Genomic DNA, 23,563 nt, shown 5'->3' on the forward strand with positions numbered 1-23,563 from the left:
TCTAGCCGACCGGATGCGGGCGGACCCCTGGATGCACCTCGAAAGAGTCTTTCCATGCAGTTTGAAATCGTCGAGCGGGACGAGACGTGGGTTGCCGGATTGCCGGTGCGCAGCCCGAAGCGTGCGCTCGGGAAACTGCGTGACCACGATCTGGAGGCGGCATGGGCGGCCGTGCTGCACCAGGAGCTCGGCGGACCGCTCGCCAGCGCCTACACCGACTACACCGGCGAACTCGGCACGTACAACTCCCAGATCGTCGGATACCAGTGCGGCTCCTTCGCCGAGGTGACTCGTGGCCATCTGGTCGCCCGCTTGCCGCGCGGCAGCTACGCGAAGTTCTCGTCGGTGGGTAATTTTCCGCAGGTGATGACCGACCTCTGGACGCAGATCGCCTACGCCGAGGAACACAAGCAGATCAAACGGACCTATACCGGCGATTTCGAGTGCTACCCGCACGCGTACAAGATCGATCTGTACCTGGCGGTCGATCCCCGATGACCTATGCGATCGTCGTCCGCAACGAGGCGCTCTACGGCGGACTGGTGGTGCCGCGGGTGCGGCCGAGCTTCAAGGTCAGCAACAGCGACCTCATCGAGTTCCTGAAGGACCGGTTGCGTGATCGCGGGGCCGCCGCTCAACCCATGTACACCGTCTACGTGCCGGATCCGGCCGGAAACTACAACGCGATGGTCTGTTTCGAATACGCGGAACCGGGCGATGTTCCTGTCGGCGATCTGCTGGTACGGGTACCGAAGGGCGTCTACGCTCGGTTCGAACCGAATGGGGACTATCACGACCCGGTAGAGGACGTGTGGGCGCAGGTCGACGACGCGACGGCGTCCGCCGAAATCACGCGGGCCTATCGGGAGGAGATCGAGGTCTGGCGCGGAGCCGACGCGGTCGAGTTGTTCATCTCCATCCTGGTGTGATAGCTGCGGGTTAACTAAATGTGAACCGACTGGTCTCTCCTTTTTAACTTAGGAATACCTTCTAGCCTTTGACCTGCATGTATTTCGGGGTACACGATTAGTTTTCGGGAGATTAACCAGACGCCTGGTCAATTCATGCCGGATGACGGATACTGCCCTAGGCAAACTCTCCCGGAGCGCTCGGGCAGCGGGTGAGGGGGTCGGCCCGGCTCGAAAACCGCGCGCGGGCGCGGTAGCAACGGAGTAGGAACACCATGACTGTCGAAACAGTCGCAGTCGGCGCCTTCGGCGCGCGCGATGCCGAGGTGTTGCGGTTTCGCGACATGCATTCCGGTTATGTCTTTCATGTGGCTCCTCCGGACGCACATCCGGATCTGTGGCGCCGCTATCTGCGCGGTGCGCTGCGCGTTTACCGGCACTACGAAGTCGATCCGGCATTGGAATACGAGAAAGTCGCCGACGGGCGCTCGACGTCGTTGTTCTTCGCGGCGGTCGACCCGGCGGGCCAGGTGGTAGCCGGGCTGCGGGCGCAGGGTCCCTACCTCGTCGAGGACGAGGTGCACGGGCTCGGCGCGTGGGCCGGACGCCCCGGCGAAGCCGACCTGCGCGCGATGATCTCCGAGCGGATTCGCGAGGGCATCGTGGAGGTCAAGGCGGTGTGGGTGGCGCGCGACGGCATCGCGCACCGTGCCCAACTCGGCGCGGCGATCTCGCGCTGTGTGGTGCACGCGGCCTGGTTGCTCGGCGCGCGGTTCGGTTTCGTCACCGCCGCGGCGCACACCGCCCGCCTCTACGAATCCAGCGGTGGACGGATCGCCGAGGGCGTGCCGCCGGTGCCGTATCCGGACGATCGGTATCGCACCGTCCCGCTCTGGTGGGACACCCGCGCGTACCGCGCCAACGCCAGCAAGCTGCAAGGGTCGCTGCTCGCCCTCGAACGCGCGGCGCTCGGCGCCTGGTTCGCCCAGGCGCGCCGCCTGTCCACCGCGGTCGACGCTCGGACGGGGGGACTGGCGCAGGCATGAACGGTGACCCTGGTCCCGGTGCGGACTATCGGCCGCTGATCCTCGACGAGACGGTGCCGGACGAAGCGTCCGTCCTCACGCAACTGCGTAAGTCACCGATGATCCGCATTCTCGACTTGCGTGACGTGCTGCACGCCGAACTCCGCAAGGTGCACAATCCGCCTCAGGGCGGCCCGGAAAACGACCGATGGGTCTATTACCCGTGGCGGCGCACGCTGGTCGGATTGCCCGGCGAACAAACCTTCCGCGCGATCCGGCTGGACCGCAACCGCAACAAGGTGACTCGCGCCGAACAGCGGCGGCTCGCGGGCCTGGCTGTCGGGGTGATCGGGCAGAGCGTCGGACACGCCATCGCGCACACCCTCGCGATGGAGGGCTCGTGCGGGCTACTACGCCTGGCGGATTTCGACGACATCGAGCTGTCGAACCTGAATCGCGTGCCGGGCAACATCTTCGACATCGGGGTGAACAAGTCGATCGTGACCGCGCGGCGGATCGCCGAGCTCGATCCGTACCTGCCGGTGGAGGTGTACACCGCGGGGGTCGACGAGCACTCGGTGGACGAGTTCTTGTACGGGCTATCGATCGTCGTCGAGGAATGCGACTCGCTCGACGTCAAGTTCGCGGTCCGCGAGGGCGCGCGTCGGCACCGGCTGCCGCTGCTGATGGACACCAGCGACCGCGGCCTGTTCGACGTCGAGCGCTACGACCTGGAACCGGAGCGACCGCCCTTTCACGGCCTGCTCGGCGCGACGACCGCGGCCGATCTGCGCGGGTTGTCCACCAAGGAGAAAGCTCCGCACGTGATGCGGATCCTGGATCCGAAGGAACTGTCGGCGCGGATGGCGGCGAGCCTGGTGGAGATCGACGAGACCGTCACGACCTGGCCGCAGCTCGGCGGTGACGTGCAGCTCGGCGCGGCCATCGTCGCCACGGCCGTGCGCCGGATCGGCCTCGGCTACAAGCTCTCTTCCGGCCGGACCAGGATCGACCTGGAACGCGGACTCGACGGACTCGCCGAGCCGGAACCCGAAGACTTGGTCTGGGACAACGAATCCGAACCCGCCGCCGCGCCGTCCGGACCCGCGCGGGTGAACGTGCTGCACTGCGCGCAGCGTGCGCCGTCGGGCGGCAACACCCAGCCGTGGCGGCTGCTGATCGAGGACGACGCGCTGCGCATCGAACTCGCCAGGAATAAGTCCTCGTCGCTGGATATCGGCTACCGCGGCAGCGCGGTCGCGATCGGCGCCGCGCTGCACAACGCCCGCGCGGCCGCCGCGGCGCACGGCATCCTCGGCGGTCATCGTTTCGTCGAGGACGACGGCTTCGCCGCGGTGCTGGAGTTCGGCGCGGGCTCGGATCCCCTGCTGGCACGCGACTATCCTGCGGCGCTCGCCCGCGACACCAACCGCAGGCTCGGCACCGGCGCGCCGCTCGCCGACGGCGTGCTGGCCGGTCTCGCCGCGGCCGCCGCCGCGGCGGGCGGCGTGGTGCACGCGATCACGGGCCGCACCGAGCTGGCCCACGCGGCGACGCTGCTCGGCGAGTCCGACCGGATCCGTCACCTCACCCCGCGACTGCACCAGGAGATGTACGGCGAACTGCGCTGGCCGGGCGAGGACCTGCGCACCGGTATCGACGTGCGCGGCATGGAGCTGGCGCCGGACGAACAGGCCAAGATGCGGATCGCCGGACGCGCCGATGTGATGGCGAGATTGCACGAGTGGTCCGGCGGCGCCGCGCTCGGCGAGTACAGCCGGGATCGGGTGCTGTCCAGCTCGGCTCTCGTCGCGGTGACTCTGCCGTGCCGACCGGGGCCGGAAGGCGCGAGTCTGGCCGAATACGCCACCGCGGGCGCGGCGTTGCAGCGCGTCTGGCTGGAGGCCGAACGGCGCGGTTTGGCCGTGCAACCGGTGTCCCCGGTCTTCGTCTACGCGCGGCACCCCGACGAGCTGATCGCGATTTCCCCGGATTTCGCGGATACACTAACGTCACTTCAGGGCCGTTTCCTGGACCTGCTGGGAGTGCCTGGACATGAGATCATGGCATTGGTGCTTCGCCTGAGCTACGCGGCAGCAGCCACGGTCCGCAGCAGGCGGCTTCCAGTGCCGGGTGCGGGCGACCGCAGCTAGCACGATCGGAGACAAGGTGCCTCGGCGAACGCTCGACTCACTGGTGACGCAAGTCGCCGCCGAGTTGATGGGCGTCGACGCCACGACCATGGTGGCGGCGAGCGAACGCGTGCTCGCCAAGCTGGTCGAGCATTTCGACGTCGACTTCAGCTACCTGCGCCACACCGACCGGGAACGGCGCGCCACCGTGCTCGTCGCGGAATGGCCGCACCGCGGCGAGATCCCGGATCCCGATCCGCTGAAGGTCGTGCAGTTCGAGAACGCCGACTCGGTGTTCCGCGAACTCGAGTTCGCCACCGAACCGATCGTGGTGCGCCCCGACCACCGCTCCGCCGATTACCAGGAGACGATCCGGCGCTCCTCCGGAATTCCCCAGGTGGCGATGGCGTGCGTGCCGCTCATCTCGCGCGGCGAGTCCACCGGCGTGCTCGGTTTCATCAAACAGGGCGACCGGGACTGGAGCACCAGGGAACTCAACGTGCTCAAGGCGATCGCCGCACTGTTCGCCCAGGTGCAGGCGCGGGTGGTGGCCGAGGAGCGGCTGCGCTACATCGCGCTGCACGACGATCTGACGGGTCTGGCCAACCGCCGCGCGCTGCTCGAGCACATGGAGGACCGACTACGGCCCGGCAATCCCGGCCCGGTGGCGGCGTTCTTCCTCGATCTCGACCGTTTGAAGGCGCTCAACGACTTCCTCGGGCACACCGCGGGCGACAACTTCATCCGCACGCTCTCCTCGCGCCTCAGAGAGAACCTTGACGCCAACGACATGATCGCCCGCCTCGGCGGCGACGAGTTCGTCATCGTGCCCGCCAAGCCGATGGACGCGGTCACCGCCGAGCTGGAGGCCACCAGGATCCAGCAGCTCATCGGCCGCCGGGTGACCGTCGGCGGGGAATCGGTGAGCCGGGGCGCGAGTGTCGGTGTGGCGGTCGGCATCCCCGGCGAGACCACGGTGGCCGACGTGCTGCGTCGCGCCGACCACGCCCTGCTGTCGGCCAAATCGGGCGGCGGCAACGGCGTCGCGGTGTTCACCGACGCCATGCGGGCCCAGTTCGAACTCCAGGACGACGTGGAGCTGAACCTGCGCGGCGCGGTCTCCGACGGCTCGCTGCTGCTGCACTACCAGCCCGAGGTGGACCTGCGCACCGGCCGGATCGTCGCGCTGGAGGCGCTGGTGCGGTGGATGCATCCGACCAGGGGACTGCTGCCGCCCGGCGCGTTCGTCACCGTCGCGGAGGCGACGAATCTGGCGGGCGAGCTCGGTCGGTGGGTCATCCGCTCGGCCTGCGCCCAGTTCGCCGAATGGCGCCGCCGCGGTCTGGCCGCCAACGTGGTGATGCGCATCAACGTCTCGCCGGTGCAGCTCGTCAGCTTGGATTTCGTGGAGCGGATCGAGGACATCCTGCGGCTGTTCGGCATCGACGGCAGCTCGGTCTGCCTGGAGATCACCGAACACGTCGTCGTCCAGGATCTGGCCCGCACCCAGGTGACGTTGCGCGGGCTCAAGCGGATGGGCGTGCAGATCGCCATCGACGATTTCGGCACCGGCTACAGCTCGCTGTCGCATTTGAAAGCGCTGCCGGTGGACGCGGTCAAGATCGACCGCGGTTTCGTGCAGCGGCTCGGCGCGAGCACCGACGACCTGGCCATCGTGAAGTCCATCATCGGCCTGGCCGGATCGTTCGGACTCGGCGTGGTCGGCGAGGGCGTGGAGACCGCGGTGGCCGCCCGAACGTTGGTCGGCCTCGGTTGCTATCGGGCACAGGGCTTTCTGATCGCCCGGCCGATGCCCTCCGACCAGGTCGAGTCGCATCTCGCGCTCGGCCGGATTCCGCTGGATCTGGACCTGCCGCGTGCCGCGCGCGGCGTCGCGAAGCACTGACCGCCGATTCCCCGGTTCTTTCACTGCTGTTCACCGCCCGTTGAGCGCTAGGGTGCCGCAGGTATCCGGTTGCGCTGCGACGATCGGCGGGTGCGCATCGTGCAGCTGGCGAACTTCTACGGTCCGCGGTCCGGCGGGCTGCGCACCGCACTGCATCATCTGGGCGCGGGCTACGTGGCGGCCGGGCACGAGGTGGTGCTGATCGTGCCGGGACCGCGCCGCAGCGAGGAGGTGCTGCCCGGCGGCGCGCTGCGAATCACCTTGCCCGCCTTGGCTATTCCGTGGACCGGCGGCTACCGTGCCGCCGACCCGCGCCGGGTCGCCGACGTGCTGACCGGGTTGCGGCCCGACGTGCTCGAGGTGTCCGACCGGCTCACGCTGCGCGGTTTCGGCCGCTGGGCGAGTCGCCGCGACGTGGCCAGCGTGATGATCTCGCACGAACGGCTCGACCGGCTGCTCGGCCAGATCCTGCCGGGTTCGCTGGCTCGTAGGTGCGCCGACATCGCCAACCGGCACACCGCGGCCGAGTACGACATCGTGGTCTGCACAACGGAATTCGCGCGCGCGGAGTTCCTGCGGATCGGCGCGCCGAATGTCGAACTGGTTCCGCTCGGCGTCGATCTGGACCTGTTCAGCCCGCGTCGCCGCGATCGCCGCCTGCGCGCCGACCTCGCGGCGGCCGGGCATCCGCTGCTCGTGCACTGCGGGCGGCTCTCGGTCGAGAAGCGCGTCGACCGCAGCATCGAGGCGGTGGCGGAGCTGCGCAAGGCGGGCACCGAGGCGCGCCTCGTCGTCGCGGGCGACGGACCGCGCCGCGATGCGCTGGAACGGCGCGCGCGTGCGTTGCTTCCGCTGCCGAGCGGGCAGCCCGCCGTGCACTTCACCGGCTTCATCACCGATCGGGCGATGGTCGCGAAATTGCTTGCCACCGCGGATGTCTCGCTCGCGCCTGGGCCGCACGAGACCTTCGGTCTCGCCGCGCTGGAAGCGCTCGCCGCTGGCACGCCGGTTGTCGCGAGCCGCTCCTCGGCGCTCGCCGACATCGTCACCGCCGACTGCGGCGCGGTCGCCGACGACCACCCGACCGCCTTCGCCGAAGCCGTCAGCGACGTGCTCGCGATGCCCGCCGTCGGCCGCCGCCGCGCCGCCCGCACCCGCGCCGAACAATTCACCTGGCCCCGCGCCGTCGCGGGCATGCTCGACATCCTCAACCGCTGACCGCCGCCATCCGGCCGTCCCACACAGGTTCCGTACGCCTCACACAGGCACCGCCTGTGTGAGGCGTACGAACGCTGTGCGGCAGCAAGATCCGGGTCCCAGGTTCGGCACCCGGCACACAGGCCGTGCTCCTGTGGCGCGCACGAACACCGTGTGGGGGCCTGCCAGCCGAGTATGCGGGTCCCACACGGGACTTGTACGCCTCACATAGGCGGTGGCTATGTGAGGCGTACGAACGCTCTGTGGCAGCAGGAGTGCTCGCGGGTTCGCAGGGGTGCGGGCTAGTCGCGGGCGGCGAGGACGGCGTCGTAGAGCTCGCGGCGGGAGACGTTGTTGGCGCCGGCGATATGCGCGCAGGCGTCCTTCAGGCGCAGGCCCTGGGCCGTCAGTGCTTCGACTTCGGCGACCAGGTCGGCCGGGTCGGCGGCTTTCGGCTGTGCGCCCTCCAGAACGACGGTGATCTCGCCGCGGGCGCTGTCGACGGCCCATTCCGCGAGTTCGGCCAGCGTGCCGCGGACGACCTGTTCGTAGGTCTTGGTGAGTTCGCGGCAGACGGCGGCGCGGCGGTCGGGGCCGAGCACCTCGACGGCGTCGGCGAGGCAGTCGGCCAGCCGGTGCGGCGCCTCGAAGAAGACGCAGGCGCGCGGCTCCTCGCGCAGGGTGCGGAGCCATTCCTTGCGCTGCCCCGACTTTCGCGGCGGGAAGCCGTCGAAACAGAAGCGCTCCACCGGCAGCGCGGAGAGGGCGAGCGCGGTGGTGACGGCCGACGGACCAGGCAGGCAGGTGACCGGAAGCTCGCGTTCCACGCAGGCCGCGACCATCCGGTAGCCGGGGTCGCTCACCGAGGGCATGCCCGCGTCCGTGACGAGCAGGACGGTGCGCCCGGCCTCGATCTCGCTCAGCAGCGCCGGGATGCGGGCGGTCTCGACGTGGTCGTAGAAGCTCACCACCCGCCCGGTGATCTCGACGCCGAGCGCCTTGGCGAGGGCGCGGGTGCGGCGGGTGTCTTCGGCGGCGACCACGTCGGCGGACCCCAGCGCGTCGCGCAGGCGCTGGGACGCGTCCCCGATATCGCCCATCGGCGTCGCCCCGAGCACCAGCCGCCCGCCCGAGCCGCCCACCGTCGCCTGGTCTCCCACCGCACTCCCGTCTCGTACTGAACCCGGCAAGTTCCGGACACGAGCAGCCTAGTGGGCGCTGCCGCACGGAGTCCGTCCTCAGCCCGCGATGGCCGCAGTGCAGGCGGCGACACGCCTGTCGGCACTAGCCGGACACATCCTGCCGCCCGCGCTGCCGTGGCGGAGTGGGCGGACGTCCAGTGCGCGCAGCCGGACACAGTCCGCCGCCTGCCCGCGCACGATCCGAGCGAAGGGCAGTACACCCCGTGGGCGCTGCCGGACGCAGTCCGCCGTCAGTCCGCGCGTGGCGGAGCGAAGGCGGAGTACATACCGTCCGGTTTCCGAGTATGCCGGTATGCGATCCTCGCCCGCGGTCCGGCAGCGACGAAGTGTGATTCGGGCGGTGTCCGGGTCACCGATGCGGGACCTCGGGGCGTGTACCTAATACGATCGGGGCGTGACCCAGGTGACCTCCCGCGCGACCGTACCCGGGGCCGTGCCCACCTGGTCGAGCCCCGCGCCGCTTCGGCCGTCGCCCGATTTCGGGCCCGTCGACACCCTGCGCGGCTGGCTGGTCACCGCCTTCCTGACCGCGATCGCGGCGGTGACTCGGTTCACCATGCTGAACTACCCGACCGACGCGGGCACCCCCGTCTTCGACGAGAAGCATTACGCGCCGCAGGCCTGGCAGATGCTGACCGGCGGCGGCGTGGAGGACAACCCCGGCTACGGGCTCGTGGTGCATCCGCCGGTCGGCAAGCAGATGATCGCCATCGGCGAATTCCTGTTCGGCTACAACGGCTGGGGCTGGCGGTTCACCGCCGCGCTCGCCGGAACCGTGCTGGTCTTGCTCGTCATCCGGATAACGCGCAGGCTCGCCCGATCGACGCTGATCGGCGCCATCGCGGGCATCCTGGTGATCGCCGACGGGCTGCTCTTCGTCTCCTCCCGCATCGGCATGCTCGACATCTTCATGGCGCTGTTCATCACCGCGGCCTTCGGCTGCCTGGTGCTGGACCGGGACGACGTGCGGGCCAGAATGGCGCGGGTCGACCTCGAAGGACGCATCGGCGCGACGCCGTGGGGTCCGCGACTAGGCGTGCGCTGGTGGCGTTTCGGCGCGGGCGTGCTGCTCGGCCTCGCATGCGGCACCAAGTGGTCCGGCATCTATTTTATCGCCGCGTTCGGCATCCTGAGCGTCTGCTTCGACGTGGCGGCGCGCCGCGCGTACGGGGTCCGCAAGCCTTGGGTGGGCACGGCACTGCGCGACGTGGGTCCCGCGCTCTACGCGCTGGTGCTGATCCCGCTCGGCGTCTATCTGGCCACCTACTGGGCCTGGTTCGTGAGCGAGACCGGCGTGTACCGGTACGCGGTCGGCAATCAGATCGGATCGGACGGCCTCTGGTCGTTCCTGCCCGAGCCGTTGCGCGCGCTGTGGTTCTACAGCGGCGAATCGCTGCACTTCCACGAGGGACTGACGAATTCCGCGGGCAACCACCACCCGTGGGAGTCCAAGCCGTGGACGTGGCCGATGGGGCTGCGGCCGATGCTGTACTACTACGCCGACACCAATGTCACCGGTTGCGGGCAGGCGCAGTGCGTGAAAGCCGTGATGCTGATCGGCACCCCGGCGATCTGGTGGATCGCCCTTCCGGTGGTCGGCTGGCTGCTGTGGCGCAGTATCGTCCGGCGCGACTGGCGCTACGCCGCGGTGCTGACCGGCTACGGCGCGGCACTGCTGCCCTGGTTCCTGACCCTGGACCGGCAGATGTATTACTTCTACGCGGTGCCGCTCGCGCCCTTCCTGATGATGGGCGTCGCGCTGGCGCTGGGTGACGTCCTGGGACCGGCGCGCTCGTCGCCGCTACCGCGCAGCCCGCTGGGCACCTTCCTTCCCGAGATGCCCAGCGAGCGGCACAGTCTCGGCCTGCTCGCGGTCTGCCTGTATCTGGGCCTGGTGGTCGCGAACTTCATCTGGCTGTGGCCGATCCTGACCGCGCTGCCGATCACGCCCGCCAGCTGGCACGACCATCTCTGGCTGCCCAGCTGGCGTTAGGGCGTACCTCAATACTCGAGCGCGGATTTCACGTAGCGCAGCGCGGTTTCGTCGTCCAGGCCGAGCCGCCGGATGGCCGAGACGTACGCTGTCGCGGCGCGTCCGGCCGCGTCGCGGGTCGGGTCGCCGGAGGACGCGATGAACGAACCCTGCCTGCCTCTGGTCTCCAGCACGCCGTCGGCCTCCAGCTCGCGGTAGGCGCGCGCGACGGTGTTGGGCGCCAGGTTCAGCTGGGCGGCCAACGCTCGCACGGTGGGTATCTTCGTGCCCGCGGTCAGCTCGCCGGAGCGCACCTGCGCGATGACCGCGAGCCGCAGCTGCTCGTACGGCGGGATGGGCGAATCGTGGCTGATCGTGAGTGTGAACATGGGCGGCTCACACGTCGTCCCTGGACAGCGGACAGGACAGACACCGCGGGCCGCCGCGCCCCGAACCCAGCTCCGAGCCGGGGATCGGCAGCACCTCGATGCCCGCGTCCAGCAGCCGAGCGTTGGTCATCTCGTTGCGTTCGTAGGCGATCACGACGCCGGGGGCGACGGCGAGGGTGTTGTTGCCGTCGTCCCACTGTTCGCGTTCGGCGGTGACGCCGTCGAGTCCGGTGTCGATCACCCGCAGCTTGCCGATGCCCATTGCCTCGGCCGCCGCGGGCAGGAACGGATCGGGTCCGCGCATCGTCACCCCGCCGCCGCCCTCGTGGCTCACGTAGTCGTCCTCGCGGTGAATCGTGAACGCGCGCAGCTCGTCTCGGACGGCCGGGTACATCACCACGGCGTCGGTGTCGACCATGGTGCACACCGTGTCCAGGTGCATGGTCGCCCGCGTCTGCGCGATCGGGATGACCAGCACGGTGTGCGCGAGTCCGTCGTCGAACAGGCTGCGCGCCAACGCTTCCGCCCCGGCGGGCGTGGTCCGCTCGCCGACGCCGACGGCGACCACGCCCGGCGCGAGCAGCAGCACGTCGCCGCCTTCGATCGGCGCGGTGTGCGATTCGTAGGCTCGCCGCACCCCGAGGAAGCGCGGGTGGAAGGCGTAGATGAGATCGGTCAGCGAGGTCTCGCGGATCCGGGCGGGCAGGGCGAGCGAGGTGATCGCCACGCGCTGTCCGACCCAGAACGAGGAATCCCTGGTGAACAACAGGTTGGGCAGCGGGTCGATGACGAAGTCGTGGCCGTGGTGCATCCGCCGCACCAGCGAGGCCGCGTCGGGGCCGAACGGCAGTTCGTCGAAGGTCATGCCCGCCATCAGGATCTCGGCCAGCTCCTCGGCGGGCACCCCGCGCAGGTAGGCGGCCAGCTCGTCGGCGAGCACGTGGCCGAGCCTGCGCGCGTCGACGGCGGCCGAGATGCCCTGGATGCGCGCCGCGCCGCTGGCCGCGATGGTCTCGGCGAGCAGATCCGCCAGCAGCAGCACCTCGACGCCGCGGTCGCGTAGCACGTCGGCGAAGGTGTCGTGCTCCTGTTGCGCCCGCTCCACCCAGGGGATGCCGTCGAACAGCAGCTGGTCGTTGTTGCGCGGGGTGAGTCTGCGCAGTTCGGCGCCGGGCCGGTGTAGCAACACCGTGCGCAGGGCGCCCACCTCGGAAGTAACCCCGTAACGCGGTTCGCCGGCGCGGTCGGGCCCGCCCCCGCGCCAGTCCTTTGCATCGTCGACGGGCACAGCGTCTGCTCCCATCCTCCGACCGTAGTTCGCGATCGGCGTAACAGGATGGAAATCGGCCTCCCAATGCCGTGGGGTGTCCGAATTCGTCCCGAGCACCTCTAACCTGAAGTATTGTTCAGGTGAATGGAGGAGTGTGATGTCGACAGCCGATTGGCGAGCAAAGGAACTGACCCCCGGGCAGCTGTCCGAGCGTAGCGGAGTGGCCGTGTCCGCGCTGCATTTCTACGAACGCGAAGGGCTCATCTCGAGCCGTCGTACCAGCGGGAATCAGCGCAGATACCACCGCGAGACGCTGCGCAGGGTCGCGTTCATCCGCATCTCGCAACGGGTCGGCATACCGCTCAGCGAGATCCGCGAGGCGCTGGACAAACTGCCCGAGAGCCGCACCCCGACCCGGCGCGACTGGGAGACCCTGTCCACCGCGTGGCGGGAGGATCTCGACGACCGCATCAGTCAGCTGATCCGGCTGCGCGACAACCTCACCGGCTGTATCGGTTGCGGCTGCCTCTCGCTCGGCAGCTGCAAACTCGTCAACGAGCGCGACCGGCTCGGCGAGGAAGGTCCCGGCGCCAGGGTGCTCGACACGCACCTCAACTGCCCGACGAAGCCAGCAGCCTGTTGAACTGGGCGCTGGCCCGGCGGATCACGAACTCGTACGGGAACGCGAACTTGCGCGCCCACCAGTAGCCGAAGCGGATGTCGAACGAGCTGTAGATCAGGAACCGGTTTCGTTCGACACCGCGCAGGATCGCCGCGGCCACCCGCTCGGGCGGCACGGCGTGCTTGGTGAACGCCTTGGTCATCCTGCGCACCCTTGGATCGTCCCGGTCCACCCCGACCAGCTCGACGGTGTGCACGAGCGGGGTGTTCACCGCGCCCGGCGCCACCAGGTGCACCGAGATGCCGTGCCGTGCGAGGTCGAAGCGCAGCACCTCGGAGACGCCGCGGATACCGAACTTGCCCGCGCTGTAGGCGGCGTGCCAGGGCAGCGCGAGCAGCCCGGCCGCCGAGGACACGTTCACCAGCGCGCCGCCGCGGCCCGCGCGCACCATGGCGGGCACGAAGCTCTCGATGACGTGGATCGGCCCCATCAGATTGATGTCCACCATGCGCTTCCAGTGCCGGTGCTCGAGGTTCTCCACGGTGCCCCACGCCGACGTGCCCGCCACGTTCATCACCACGTCCATGCTGCCGTGGGTGTCGTGGACGTCCGCGGCGAAGGCGGCCACGGCGTCGTAGTCGGTGATGTCGAAGGGCCGCGAGTCGAGCACGGTCCCGCCCGCGCGCCGGATCTCCTCGACCGTGGCGCTCAGTCCCTCGGCATTGATGTCGGTGAGCACCAGCTCGGCGCCCTGCTCGGCGGCCGCGATCGCGGTCGCCTTGCCGATGCCGCTCGCCGCGCCCGTCACCAAGACCTTCGCGCCGCGTACCGTCTTGCGGCGTCCTCGCCCCACTGTTCGCACTTTCGGATCCCATCTCGCTAGCCCGACTCGGCCCATGCAGGCTACTTCGCCCGCCGCGCAGGCTACGGCAGCTAGCCGATTCCAGGGATGGGGTGTGTCACACTGCGACGGGCTCGGGCGGGGTCCATGATCGGTGTATGACCACTGTGGAAAGCAAGGCCAAAGAACTGCTCGCGCTGCACCGTCCGGGCGACCCGGTCGTCCTGCCCACCGTGTGGGACGCGTGGTCGGCGAATCTCGCTGTCGCCGCGGGCTTTTCGGCCCTCACGCTGGGCAGCCACCCGGTCGCGGACTCGATCGGGCGCAGCGACAACGAGGGCATGACCTTCACCGAACTGCTCACCAGGGTCCGCCAGATCACCGACGCGGTCGACGTGCCGGTCTCCGTCGACATCGAGGCCGGATACGGCCTCGAGCCCGCCCAGCTGATCGAGGGACTGCTCGACGCGGGCGCGGTCGGCCTGAACATCGAGGACACCGTGCACAGCGAGAACGGACGCCTGCGTGGCGACCAAGAGCACGCCGACTTCGTGCACGGGCTGCGCGAATTCGCCGACGCCGCCGGGGTGCACGTCGTGGTCAACGCCCGCACCGACCTGTTCATCAAGCAGGTCGGCGACGAGTCGGATCGCCTGGACCGCGCCATCGCCCGGCTGACGCTGGCCGCCGCCGCGGGCGCCGACGTGCTGTACCCGGTCGGCAGGCACTCCGACGCCGACATGCGCCGCCTGACCTCGGAACTGCCGCGGCCCGTCAACGCGATCGGCCTGCCGGACAAGTCGGATCGCGCGGAACTCGCCGCGCAAGGTGTGGCCAGGATCAGCTTCGGTCCCTACCTCCAGTTCGCGCTGGCGGCCGAGGCCAACCGGCTGCTCGAGCGGTGGAAGTAGAGCCCGCGCGGCACGAAAAACGCGGAACGGCACGGTGATTCCTCCGGGAATCGCCGTGCCGTTCCGGTTTCGTCAGTCCTTCTTCTCCAGGTAGCGCGGGTACACCGGCTCCGGCGCGGGCAGCGCGACACCCGGCGTGAGCGGAGTCGCGATGTCGGCGAAGGTGCGGCCCTGCTGAGCGAGCAGGTCGAGGATCTCGGCCGACGACCCGGGCAGCACCGGCTGCACCAGGATCGCGACGATGCGGACCACCTCGAGCGTCACGTACAGCACCGTCGCCATGCGGGCGAGGTCCTCTTCGGTGCCCGACTTGCGCAGCGCCCACGGCGCCTGGGCCGAGAAGTACTTGTTGGTCTCGCCGAGCGTCAGCCAGATCGCCTCGAGCGCGAGATGCATCTGCTGGGCGTCGAATTCGGCGCGGCAGCGTTCCAGCAGACCGTTCGCGCGGTCGAGCAGTTCGCGGTCCTCCGCGGTGAACTCGCCCGGCGTCGGCACGGCCGCGTCGCAGTTCTTGTTCACCATCGTCAGGCTGCGCTGCACCAGGTTGCCGAACTCGTTGGCCAGGTCGCTGTTGATCCGGCCGACGATGGCGTCGTGGCTGTAGCTGCCGTCCTGGCCGTAGGAGATCTCGCGCAGCAGGAAGAACCGCACCGCGTCGACGCCGTATTCGTCGACGAGCTCGAGCGGGTCGACGACGTTGCCGACCGACTTCGACATCTTCTCGCCCTTGTTGTACAGGAAGCCGTGCACGAACACGCGTTTCGGCAGCTCGACCCCGGCCGACATGAGGAACGCGGGCCAGTACACCGTGTGGAAACGGGTGATGTCCTTGCCGATGATGTGCACGTCGGCGGGCCAGAACTTCTGGAAGGCAGCGGATTCGGTGTCCGGGAAGCCGACGCCGGTGATGTAGTTGGTGAGCGCGTCCACCCAGACGTACATCACGTGGTCGGGATGGCCGGGCACCGGCACGCCCCAGTCGAAGGTGGTGCGCGAGATGGACAGGTCCTTCAGGCCCGCCTTCACGTAGCTGACGATCTCGTTGCGACGCGTTGCGGGCGCGATGAATTCGGGATGCTCCTCGTAGAGCGCGAGCAGCCGGTCCTGGTACTTCGACAGCCGGAAGAAGTAGTTGGACTCCTCGGTCCACTCCACCGGCGTCTTGGTGTCGGTGGAGACGCGGCTGCCGTCGTCGAGCAGCGTCGTCTCCTCCTCGGTGTAGAAGGCCTCGTCGCGCACCGAGTACCAGCCCGAGTAGTTGTCCAGGTAGATGTCGCCGTTGGCGAGCATCCGCTCCCAGATCGCGATGCTGGCCGTCTGGTGGTCGGCGTCGGTGGTGCGGATGAACCGGTCGTAGGAGACGTCGAGCGTCTTGTCGAGCTGCTCGAAGACGTCGGAGTTGCGCGCCGCGAGCTCTTCCACCGGAATGCCCTCGGCGGCCGCGGCCTGCTGCATCTTCTGGCCGTGCTCGTCGGTGCCGGTCATGAAGAACACGTCGTAGCCGTCGAGTCGCTTGAATCGGGCGATGGCGTCCGCCGAGATGTACTCGTACGCATGTCCGATGTGCGGCGCACCGTTCGGGTAGGCGATGGCCGTTGTGATGTAGAAGGCGGGGCGTTCAGCTGCGCTCATGGTGTGTCTACTGTAATGCGCGTGCTTTCCGTCGCCCACGTGAATATCCCCGCAGGACCCGGCCGTCGCCCGGCGGCGATCCCGGGTGGAAGCGAATGCCGATGAGCGAGCGTCGGCGAGCGAACCATCGACACAGCGCCACGCGGCGCACGACGCAGCCGAGCGCTGGCGAGGCGGAGTCGTGAGCAGCAAGCGCCCCGCGCCCGATCTGCCCGAGCCGCTCGCGCCGCTGGTGGACGCGCACACCCATCTGGATGCCTGCGGCGCCACCGACGCCGAGTCCACCGCCGCCATCGTGGATCGCGCCGAATCGGTGGGCGTCGGCAAGGTGGTCACGGTCGCCGACGATCTCGCCGCCGCGCAGTGGGCGGTGGGGGCCGCGCACTGGGACTCGCGCGTCTACGCCGCGATCGCGCTGCACCCCACCAGGGCCAACGCGCTGGACGACGCGGCGAAGGCCGAGTTGGAGCGGCTGGCGGTCGACCCGAGGGTCGTCGCCATCGGCGAGACGGGTCTGGACTACTACTGGCCGGGCAAGCTCGACGGTTGCGCCGACATCGAGACCCAGGTCGAGGGGTTCCGCTGGCACATCGAGCTGGCCAAGCGGGTGCGCAAGCCGCTGATGATCCACAATCGCGAGGCCGATCACGACCTGCTGACCGTCCTGCTGGACGAGGGCGCGCCGTCGACGGTGATCTTCCACTGCTTCTCCTCGGACGCCAACATGGCGCTGTCCTGCGTCGCCGAGGGCTATGTGCTGAGTTTCTCCGGGACGGTCAGCTTCAAGAACGCCCACGAGCTGCGCGAGGCAGCGAAGGTGGTGCCGGATGAGCAGATTCTGGTGGAGACCGACGCGCCGTATCTGACGCCGCACCCGTTCCGTGGCGCGCCGAACGAGTCGTACTGCCTGCCCTACACGGTGCGTGCGCTCGCCGAACTGCGCGAACAGGATCCGCGCGAACTGGCCGAGATCACCACCGCGAACGCACGGCGCGTCTACGGAATCTGAAGGCGAGTGCGCGTACCCGCGCGTAAGGGGACTGGAAACCCGTTGTGTGGCTCAGGTCACTTCGTGTCTCGAGGCTGTTATCTACCTGCGGCGTCGATATCTTGCCGTGATCTGAGCTTCTCCAGCTCGCCCAGATGCGGTTGTCGGGGCAAGGTCGCTTCGTTATCGTACTGTGACCATGTCGCCCTTCACGAGGATCAACCAGTCGCGGTCGCCACTGCTGTACGCGGCCGTCGCGGCGCTGCTGCTGACGCTGATCGTCGGCGCCTCGCTGGCGATCGTGAACCGCAAGACGGTGACGGTGGTCGTGGACGGCGAACGGTCCATTCTGAGCACCATGTCCCGCAACGTCGACGGCGTGCTGCGGGCGGCCGGGTTCGACCTGACCGAACGTGATCTGGTCCGCCCGGGCCGCGGCTCCACGGTGACCGATGGCGCGACGATCGTGCTGAACCGGGCGCGTCAGGTGGCGCTGACCGTGGACGGCAGGGCCGAGACGGTGTGGACCACAGGCCTCACCGCGGGCGAGGCGCTCGCCCAGCTGAATCTCCCCGCCGACACCTACGTCTGGCCCGCCCGCGACGAGCGGCTGCCGCTGGACGGCGCGGCGCTGCGCATCTCCAGCCCGCGCTCGGTGTCGCTGCTCGACGGCATCGGCAACGCGGTCGACGTGCGGCTCGCCGCGCCGACCGTCGGCGAATTCCTCTCCGTCGCTGGCATCCCGCTGATCGAGCAGGACACCGTCGAGCCCGCGCCGAGCACTCCGCTGACCGACGGCCTGCGAATCGTGGTGACCCGCAAGCGCGTCGAGCACCACACCGAGACGCTGCCGCTGGATCCGCCGGAGAACGTCATCGAAGACCCCGAGATGAACATGAGCCGCACCGTCGTCGAGAACCCCGGCGTGCCGGGCGTGCACGACGTGACCTTCGCGGTGACCAGGGTCAACGGCGAGGAAGTCGAGCGCAAGCAGGTCGAGTCGGTGGTCTCCGTGCCCGCCCAGCCCAAGACCGTGCGCAAGGGGACCAAGCCGGGCACCGAGGTGCCGCCGGTGCGTGACGGCCAGATCTGGGACGCGCTCGCGCGCTGCGAGTCCAACGGCAACTGGGCCATCAACACCGGCAACGGCTACTACGGCGGCATCCAGTTCGACCAGAGCACCTGGGAGCGGCAGGGCGGCCTGCGCTACGCGCCGCGCGCCGACCTGGCCACCCGTGAGGAGCAGATCGCCATCGCCGAGGTGACCAGGGCCCGGCAGGGCTGGGGCGCCTGGCCCGCGTGCACCAGCAGGCTCGGGCTCGGCTGACTTTCGGATCGTCGCGCGGCCGGGTGGGTCCGGTGGGCGGGGCGGATTGGTAGGTTCTTCGCGTGTCCGATGCCGATGTTTCCGCCAGGGGGAGTGCCGCGCTGCTCGGGCCCGCCGAGGTGCGGGTCCTCGCCGAGCGGTTCGGTGTGCGGCCGACCAAGCAGCTCGGGCAGAACTTCGTCCACGACGCCAACACCGTGCGCCGGATCGTCGCGGCGGCGCGGGTCGGTCGCGCCGACACCGTGCTCGAGGTGGGACCCGGCCTCGGCTCGCTGACGCTCGCCCTGCTGGACGTGGTGGACTCGGTGATCGCGGTCGAGATCGATCCGGTGCTCGCCGAGCACCTCCCGGTGACGGTCGCCGACCGTGCGCCGGACCTGGCCGACCGGCTGCGCGTGGTACGTGCCGACGCGCTGCGGGTCGCCGCCGCCGACCTGCCCGCCGCCCCGACGGCACTGGTCGCCAACCTGCCGTACAACGTCGCGGTGCCGGTGCTGCTCCACCTGCTCGCCGAATTGCCCAGCATCACAACCTCTTTGGTGATGGTGCAGGCGGAGGTCGCCGACCGTCTGGCCGCCGAGCCCGGCAGCCGCGTCTACGGCGTGCCCAGTGTGAAGGCCGGTTTCTTCGGCAAGGTGAGCCGCGCGGGCGCGGTCGGCACCCAGGTGTTCTGGCCGGTGCCGCGCGTGGAATCGGGGTTGGTGCGCGTGCAGCGCTTCGCCGAGCCCCCGTGGTCCATGGACGACGAACACCGCCGCCGCGTCTTCGAGGTCGTCGACGCCGCCTTCGCCCAGCGCCGGAAGACGTTGCGCGCCGCGCTGTCCGGCTGGGCGGGATCACCCGCCGAGGCCGAGCGCCGACTGACCGCGGCGGGCATCGATCCGACCGCGCGCGGGGAGACCTTGGATACCGCGGCCTTCGTCCGGCTCGCCGCGCAGGGGTAGCGTCGCCGCACCAGTGGCGGCCCGTTGCACCAGGGCATGCGCCGACTCCGCTCGCGCACGGAACTTTGGACACCGCGGCCTCGCTCGCCCCGCCGGGCTAGCGGCCGCCGTCACGCACAGGTAGTGCGACTGCACCGTCGTGGCGCACGCCGAGTCGGTTCGTGTAGCTCGGTTCGGCCAGCGTGCGGCACTAGCGGTGATGGCCGCCCGAATGGTCCGGCTGGGAAACCGCTACGAACTCGCGGGTGAACTCGGCCGTGTGCACTGAACCGCCGTGGGCGAACTCGAAATACAACCGGTAGGCCCCCGGCATCGGCGGCTCGGCGTGAAACGACACCTCCGGTCCCGGATTCGTCCGGCCGACCTCGCCCTGCGGGTGCGCGTGCAGATAGGCGAGCGATGGTGAGTGCAGGCCGACCAGGTGGGCGTAGGCGCCGAGGTACGGCTCGAGATCGGTGACGGGGCGGCCGTCGCGGGTCACGGTGAAACGCAGGTCGTCGGAATCGCCCTGCAAGCGGACCTGGTAACCGTCCACCGACGCGGTCTCGGCGGCGGGCGGCAGCGGCCGGGCGGTCACGTCTCCGGCGACCGTGACGGTGCCGCTCAGCACCAGGTCGTCCGATCCGTCGCCCGGCGCGAAGTCGGCGAACACCCGATAGGTACCGGGCGCGGCCCAGGTCCAGTCGACGGACCAGGTGCCGTCGGCCGCCATCGTCGGGTGCGCGTGCCGGTACTCGGCCGCGTCCGTGCGGGCGACGACGAGATGCAACGGCTTCTCGTGCCGGATGGCGAACCGGGTGACCGGCGCGCCGTCCGGACCGGTGATGCGAAAGCGCAGGGGACCGGCGCGGTTCGGCGAGGTGGGCGCGCTCAGGTCGGCCAGGACATAGCCGGACTCGGAGTCCGACAACCCGGTCGACCGGTGTTGTGCGGTGTCGAGGACCCGGGTCCGCCCGCCCGGATCGCCCACCAGGGCGCCGATGCCGAGCGCGGCTCCGAGCAGCACGACGAGCCCGCCACCGAACGCGGCGAACCGCAGCCGATCCCGCATCAGACAGCTACCTCGTACCCCGCCTCGTCGACGGCGGCGACGACGTCGGCCTCGGCGAGCGGCGCGGCGCTGTCCACCCGAACGGCCCCGGTCGCCAGGTCGACGTCGACGCTGGTGACACCGTCGATCTTGCCGATCTCCGTCTTCACCGAGCTGACGCAGTGCCCGCAGGTCATTCCCTTGACGGTGTAAGTGGTGGTAGCCATCTCCAACTCCTTCGGTCGCTGCGATCGTACGGTGCCGGGGTATCCGACGAATGTGAATATACCCCCCATGGGTATATGGACGCAAGTGGCCAACGGCGCGGCGCCGTGGTAACCGCACGCAGCGCTGTTGTGACCGAACGGATCACAGCGGGTGAATGGCGGATATCGAGCCCCGCGGTTGTCGGACCCACCCACTAGGCTTGAACACCGTGTTGTCAGTTGTGCCCAGTCCCGTCACCGTGCGCGCGCCGTCGAAGGTGAATCTGCACCTCGGCGTCGGCGACCTGCGCGCGGACGGGTACCACGACCTGACCACGGTCTTCCAGGCGCTCTCGCTCAGCGACGACATCGAGCTGGCGCCCTCGGCCGCGCTGACCGTCCGGGTGACCGGCGAGGGCGCGGCCGAGGTGCCCACCGATCGCAACAACTTGGTGTGGAAGGCCGCCGTGCGCCTCGCGCATCTCGCGGGCCGGGCGCCGCTGGTGGAAATCACCATCAGCAAGGGCATTCCGGTCGCGGGCGGCATGGCGGGCGGCAGCGCGGACGCGGCCGCCGCGCTGGTCGGCCTGAACGAACTCTGGGACATCGGCCTGTCCCGCGACGAATTGGCCTCGGTCGCAGCGGAACTCGGCAGCGACGTCCCTTTCGCGCTGCACGGCGGCACCGCGCTCGGCACCGGTCGCGGCGAACGGCTACTTCCCGTGTTGTCCCGCAATACGTTTCACTGGGTGCTCGCGCTCGCCAAGGGCGGGCTTTCGACGCCCTCGGTCTTCGCCGAGCTGGACCGGCTCCGCGAGCACGGCGACCCGCCGCGGCTCGGCGAACCTCAGCGGCTGATGCAGGCGCTGGCCTCCGGCGACCCGCATCAGCTCGCCCCGCTGCTCGGCAACGACCTACAGGCGGCCGCGGTCTCGCTGAAGCCGGAGCTGCGGCGAACCTTGCGCGCGGGAGTCGGCGCGGGCGCGCTCGCGGGACTGGTGTCCGGCTCCGGGCCCACCTGCGCGTTCCTCTGCGAGAGCGAAGACGCGGCCGTCGCGGTCGCCGCTGAGCTGGCGGGGGCGGGCGTCGCTCGCAGTGTTCGCACCGCGAGCGGACCGGTGCCCGGCGCGCGCATCCTCGACACCGACACCTCGGGCAAGCGCTGATCGCATCGCCGCCGACGCGCGCGCGGGCGCGCGATGCCGGGTGAGTAGGCTCGTACGGTCGGTAAATCACCCGGAGAGGCGGGCTAGCAGCGTCCATGTCCAACCTGATCAACCTCGAGCAGGTCTCCAAGAGCTTCGGGATCAAGCCCCTCCTGGACAACGTCTCGCTCGGCGTGCACGCGGGCGAACGCATCGGTGTCGTCGGTCTGAACGGCGGCGGCAAGACCACGTTGCTCGAGGTGCTCACCGGCATCGAGGAGCCCGACAGCGGCCGGGTCAGCAGGCTCGGCGGGTTGCGCCTCGCCGTGGTGACCCAGCGCGGCACGCTGCCCGAGGGCGCGACCATCGGCGAAGTGGTGCTCGCCGGTCTGGCCGACGACCAGATGACCGACGGCGTCGCCGAACACGAATGGGCGGCGAACCCGCGGATCCGCTCCGTCCTGGACGGCATCGGCATCCAGGGCCTCGGCATGGACACCCCGGTGACGAACCTGTCCGGCGGTGAGCGCCGCCGCGTCGCGCTGGCCGCGGCGCTGGTGCGCGAACTCGACCTGCTCGTCCTCGACGAGCCGACCAACCACCTCGACGTCGAGGGCGTGCAGTGGCTGGCCGAGCACCTGCTGAGCCGCCGCTCCGCCCTGGTCGTCGTCACCCACGACCGCTGGTTCCTCGACACCGTCGCCACCAACACCTGGGAGGTCGTCGGCGGCAAGGTCGAGAGCTACGAGGGTGGTTACGGCGACTGGATTTTCGCGCGCGCGGAACGGGCGCGGCAGGCCGACGCCAGCGAGGCGCGGCGACGCAATCTGGCCCGCAAGGAACTGGCCTGGCTGCGGCGCGGCCCGCAGGCGCGCACGTCCAAGCCGCGCTACCGGGTGGAGGCCGCCGAGGCGCTGATCGCCGACGTGCCGCCGCCGCGCGACAGCGTGTCGCTGGCCGCGTTCGCCAGGAAGCGGCTGGGACGGGTCGTGATCGAGCTGGAGGACACCACCCTCACCACGCCGGACAACCGCGAACTCGTGCGCGATCTGACCTGGCGCCTCGCGCCGGGCGAGCGGGTCGGCCTGGTCGGCGTCAATGGATCGGGCAAGACCACCCTGCTGCGCGCGCTGGCCGGTGACGTCGAGCCCGCGGCGGGCAAGCGCGTCCAGGGCCAGACGGTGCAGATCGGCTGGCTGCGCCAGGAACTCGACGACCTGCCGACCGAAATGCGCGTGCTCGAAGCGGTGCAGCAGGTCGCGCAGCGAATCATGCTGGGCGACAAGGAGATATCCGCCGGGCAGCTGGCCGAGCGGCTCGGTTTCACCCCGGCCCGCCAGCGCACCCCGGTCGGCGATCTCTCCGGCGGCGAGCGGCGCAGGCTGCAACTCACCCGCATCCTGATGTCCGAGCCCAACGTCCTGTTGCTCGACGAGCCGACCAACGACCTGGACATCGACACCCTGCAACAGCTCGAGGACCTGCTGGACAACTGGGCGGGCACCCTCGTGGTCATCAGCCACGACCGCTACCTGATCGAACGCATCTGCGACTCCACCTGGGCGCTGTTCGGCGACGGAAAACTCACCAACCTGCCGGGCGGCATCGAGGAATACCTGAAGAAGCGAGCCGCGCTGAGCGCACCCGCGCCTGCCCGCGCGTCCGCCGACAAGCCCGCCGCCGCGGCCACCGATTCCGCGGCCTACCGTGCGGCGCGCAAGGAACTCGCCAAGCTCGAGCGTGCCATCGACAAGCTGAGCGAGCGCGAGGAGCGCCTGCACGCCGCCCTCGCCGACGCGGCCACCGAACCGGACAAGCTCGTCACCCTCGGCGCCGAACTCAAGCAAGTCCTCGCCGACAAGGAAACCGCCGAGGAGCGCTGGCTCGAACTCGCCGAAGGCGTCTGACCGCCGCGG

At 69.7% G+C, this 23,563-nt stretch carries 21 protein-coding genes; 14 read left to right on the forward strand and 7 right to left on the reverse strand.

What is annotated here, in order from left to right:
- Nucleotides 1-54: 54 nt before the first annotated feature.
- From AB0H49_RS11700 to AB0H49_RS11725, 6 genes are all read left to right on the forward strand, one after another.
- Complete coding sequence (locus AB0H49_RS11700) at nucleotides 55-498, forward strand: GyrI-like domain-containing protein (protein ID WP_355002067.1); 444 nt, start codon at nucleotides 55-57, stop codon at nucleotides 496-498.
- Nucleotides 495-929 carry a GyrI-like domain-containing protein gene (locus AB0H49_RS11705; protein ID WP_355002066.1) on the forward strand — a complete coding sequence of 145 codons (435 nt, stop codon included), beginning with the start codon at nucleotides 495-497 and terminating at the stop codon, nucleotides 927-929. Before AB0H49_RS11700 ends, AB0H49_RS11705 begins: the two co-directional genes overlap by 4 nt.
- A 254-nt stretch (nucleotides 930-1,183) precedes the next feature.
- Nucleotides 1,184-1,954, forward strand: a complete 771-nt coding sequence (locus AB0H49_RS11710) for a hypothetical protein (RefSeq protein WP_355002065.1) — start codon at nucleotides 1,184-1,186, stop codon at nucleotides 1,952-1,954.
- Nucleotides 1,951-4,086 (forward strand): Rv1355c family protein, encoded by a 2,136-nt coding sequence (locus AB0H49_RS11715; protein ID WP_357250229.1) that lies wholly within the window; start codon nucleotides 1,951-1,953, stop codon nucleotides 4,084-4,086. The genes AB0H49_RS11710 and AB0H49_RS11715 overlap by 4 nt, the downstream gene beginning before the upstream one ends.
- Before the next feature lie 67 nt (nucleotides 4,087-4,153).
- Nucleotides 4,154-5,971, forward strand: coding sequence for an EAL domain-containing protein (locus tag AB0H49_RS11720; RefSeq protein ID WP_355002224.1), 1,818 nt, complete (start codon nucleotides 4,154-4,156; stop codon nucleotides 5,969-5,971).
- A gap of 90 nt (nucleotides 5,972-6,061) precedes the next feature.
- Nucleotides 6,062-7,189, forward strand: a complete 1,128-nt coding sequence (locus AB0H49_RS11725) for a glycosyltransferase (protein WP_357250232.1) — start codon at nucleotides 6,062-6,064, stop codon at nucleotides 7,187-7,189.
- Nucleotides 7,190-7,470: 281 nt separating this feature from the next.
- Here AB0H49_RS11725 and rsmI read toward each other — a convergent pair whose 3' ends face one another.
- Nucleotides 7,471-8,328 (reverse strand): 16S rRNA (cytidine(1402)-2'-O)-methyltransferase, encoded by an 858-nt coding sequence (rsmI, locus tag AB0H49_RS11730; RefSeq protein WP_357250235.1) that lies wholly within the window; start codon nucleotides 8,326-8,328, stop codon nucleotides 7,471-7,473.
- A 436-nt stretch (nucleotides 8,329-8,764) separates the two neighbouring features.
- Here rsmI and AB0H49_RS11735 point away from each other — a divergent pair, with 436 nt between their 5' ends.
- Nucleotides 8,765-10,363, forward strand: coding sequence for a phospholipid carrier-dependent glycosyltransferase (locus AB0H49_RS11735; protein ID WP_357250238.1), 1,599 nt, complete (start codon nucleotides 8,765-8,767; stop codon nucleotides 10,361-10,363).
- Between the two features lie 8 nt (nucleotides 10,364-10,371).
- Here AB0H49_RS11735 and AB0H49_RS11740 read toward each other — a convergent pair whose 3' ends face one another.
- Nucleotides 10,372-10,731, reverse strand: coding sequence for a GntR family transcriptional regulator (locus AB0H49_RS11740; protein WP_355002060.1), 360 nt, complete (start codon nucleotides 10,729-10,731; stop codon nucleotides 10,372-10,374).
- Nucleotides 10,732-10,738: 7 nt separating this feature from the next.
- On the reverse strand, nucleotides 10,739-12,034 hold the full coding sequence (arcA, locus tag AB0H49_RS11745; RefSeq protein ID WP_357250242.1) for an arginine deiminase: 1,296 nt from the start codon (nucleotides 12,032-12,034) through the stop codon (nucleotides 10,739-10,741).
- 124 nt (nucleotides 12,035-12,158) lie between these two features.
- Here arcA and soxR point away from each other — a divergent pair, with 124 nt between their 5' ends.
- Nucleotides 12,159-12,644 carry a redox-sensitive transcriptional activator SoxR gene (gene soxR / locus AB0H49_RS11750; protein ID WP_067784413.1) on the forward strand — a complete coding sequence of 162 codons (486 nt, stop codon included), beginning with the start codon at nucleotides 12,159-12,161 and terminating at the stop codon, nucleotides 12,642-12,644.
- Here the strand turns inward: soxR and AB0H49_RS11755 are convergent.
- Nucleotides 12,613-13,476, reverse strand: coding sequence for an SDR family oxidoreductase (locus AB0H49_RS11755; protein ID WP_357250245.1), 864 nt, complete (start codon nucleotides 13,474-13,476; stop codon nucleotides 12,613-12,615). The genes soxR and AB0H49_RS11755 overlap by 32 nt on opposite strands.
- 146 nt (nucleotides 13,477-13,622) lie before the next feature.
- On the opposite strand from AB0H49_RS11755, the gene AB0H49_RS11760 reads away from it, so the two are divergent.
- Nucleotides 13,623-14,375: an isocitrate lyase/phosphoenolpyruvate mutase family protein gene (locus AB0H49_RS11760; RefSeq protein WP_357250248.1), complete on the forward strand. Its 753-nt coding sequence runs from the start codon at nucleotides 13,623-13,625 to the stop codon at nucleotides 14,373-14,375.
- Between the two features lie 72 nt (nucleotides 14,376-14,447).
- Here the strand turns inward: AB0H49_RS11760 and metG are convergent, their stop codons facing one another.
- Nucleotides 14,448-16,301 carry a methionine--tRNA ligase gene (gene metG, locus AB0H49_RS11765; RefSeq protein WP_357250251.1) on the reverse strand — a complete coding sequence of 618 codons (1,854 nt, stop codon included), beginning with the start codon at nucleotides 16,299-16,301 and terminating at the stop codon, nucleotides 14,448-14,450.
- Here metG and AB0H49_RS11770 point away from each other — a divergent pair.
- From AB0H49_RS11770 to rsmA, 3 genes are all read left to right on the forward strand, one after another.
- Entirely contained in the window at nucleotides 16,189-17,016 is an 828-nt protein-coding gene (locus tag AB0H49_RS11770; RefSeq protein ID WP_357250254.1) for a TatD family hydrolase, read from the forward strand. The genes metG and AB0H49_RS11770 overlap by 113 nt on opposite strands.
- Nucleotides 17,017-17,194: 178 nt before the next feature.
- Nucleotides 17,195-18,322, forward strand: coding sequence for a transglycosylase family protein (locus tag AB0H49_RS11775; RefSeq protein WP_355002054.1), 1,128 nt, complete (start codon nucleotides 17,195-17,197; stop codon nucleotides 18,320-18,322).
- 62 nt (nucleotides 18,323-18,384) lie between these two features.
- Nucleotides 18,385-19,266 carry a 16S rRNA (adenine(1518)-N(6)/adenine(1519)-N(6))-dimethyltransferase RsmA gene (rsmA, locus tag AB0H49_RS11780; protein ID WP_357250257.1) on the forward strand — a complete coding sequence of 294 codons (882 nt, stop codon included), beginning with the start codon at nucleotides 18,385-18,387 and terminating at the stop codon, nucleotides 19,264-19,266.
- Between the two features lie 190 nt (nucleotides 19,267-19,456).
- On the opposite strand, the gene AB0H49_RS11785 is transcribed toward rsmA, so the two are convergent.
- Together AB0H49_RS11785 and AB0H49_RS11790 are read right to left on the reverse strand one after the other, a co-directional pair.
- Entirely contained in the window at nucleotides 19,457-20,317 is an 861-nt protein-coding gene (locus tag AB0H49_RS11785) for a hypothetical protein (protein ID WP_357250260.1), read from the reverse strand.
- Nucleotides 20,317-20,523, reverse strand: coding sequence for a copper ion binding protein (locus AB0H49_RS11790; protein ID WP_067784434.1), 207 nt, complete (start codon nucleotides 20,521-20,523; stop codon nucleotides 20,317-20,319). Before AB0H49_RS11790 ends, AB0H49_RS11785 begins: the two co-directional genes overlap by 1 nt.
- Before the next feature lie 209 nt (nucleotides 20,524-20,732).
- On the opposite strand from AB0H49_RS11790, the gene AB0H49_RS11795 reads away from it, so the two are divergent.
- Nucleotides 20,733-21,668 carry a 4-(cytidine 5'-diphospho)-2-C-methyl-D-erythritol kinase gene (locus AB0H49_RS11795; protein ID WP_355002051.1) on the forward strand — a complete coding sequence of 312 codons (936 nt, stop codon included), beginning with the start codon at nucleotides 20,733-20,735 and terminating at the stop codon, nucleotides 21,666-21,668.
- A gap of 95 nt (nucleotides 21,669-21,763) precedes the next feature.
- Complete coding sequence (locus AB0H49_RS11800) at nucleotides 21,764-23,554, forward strand: ABC-F family ATP-binding cassette domain-containing protein (protein ID WP_357250264.1); 1,791 nt, start codon at nucleotides 21,764-21,766, stop codon at nucleotides 23,552-23,554.
- The last annotated feature ends 9 nt before the right edge of the window (nucleotides 23,555-23,563 follow it).

The organism is Nocardia sp. NPDC050713, assembly GCF_040654315.1.
GTDB lineage: Bacteria > Actinomycetota > Actinomycetes > Mycobacteriales > Mycobacteriaceae > Nocardia.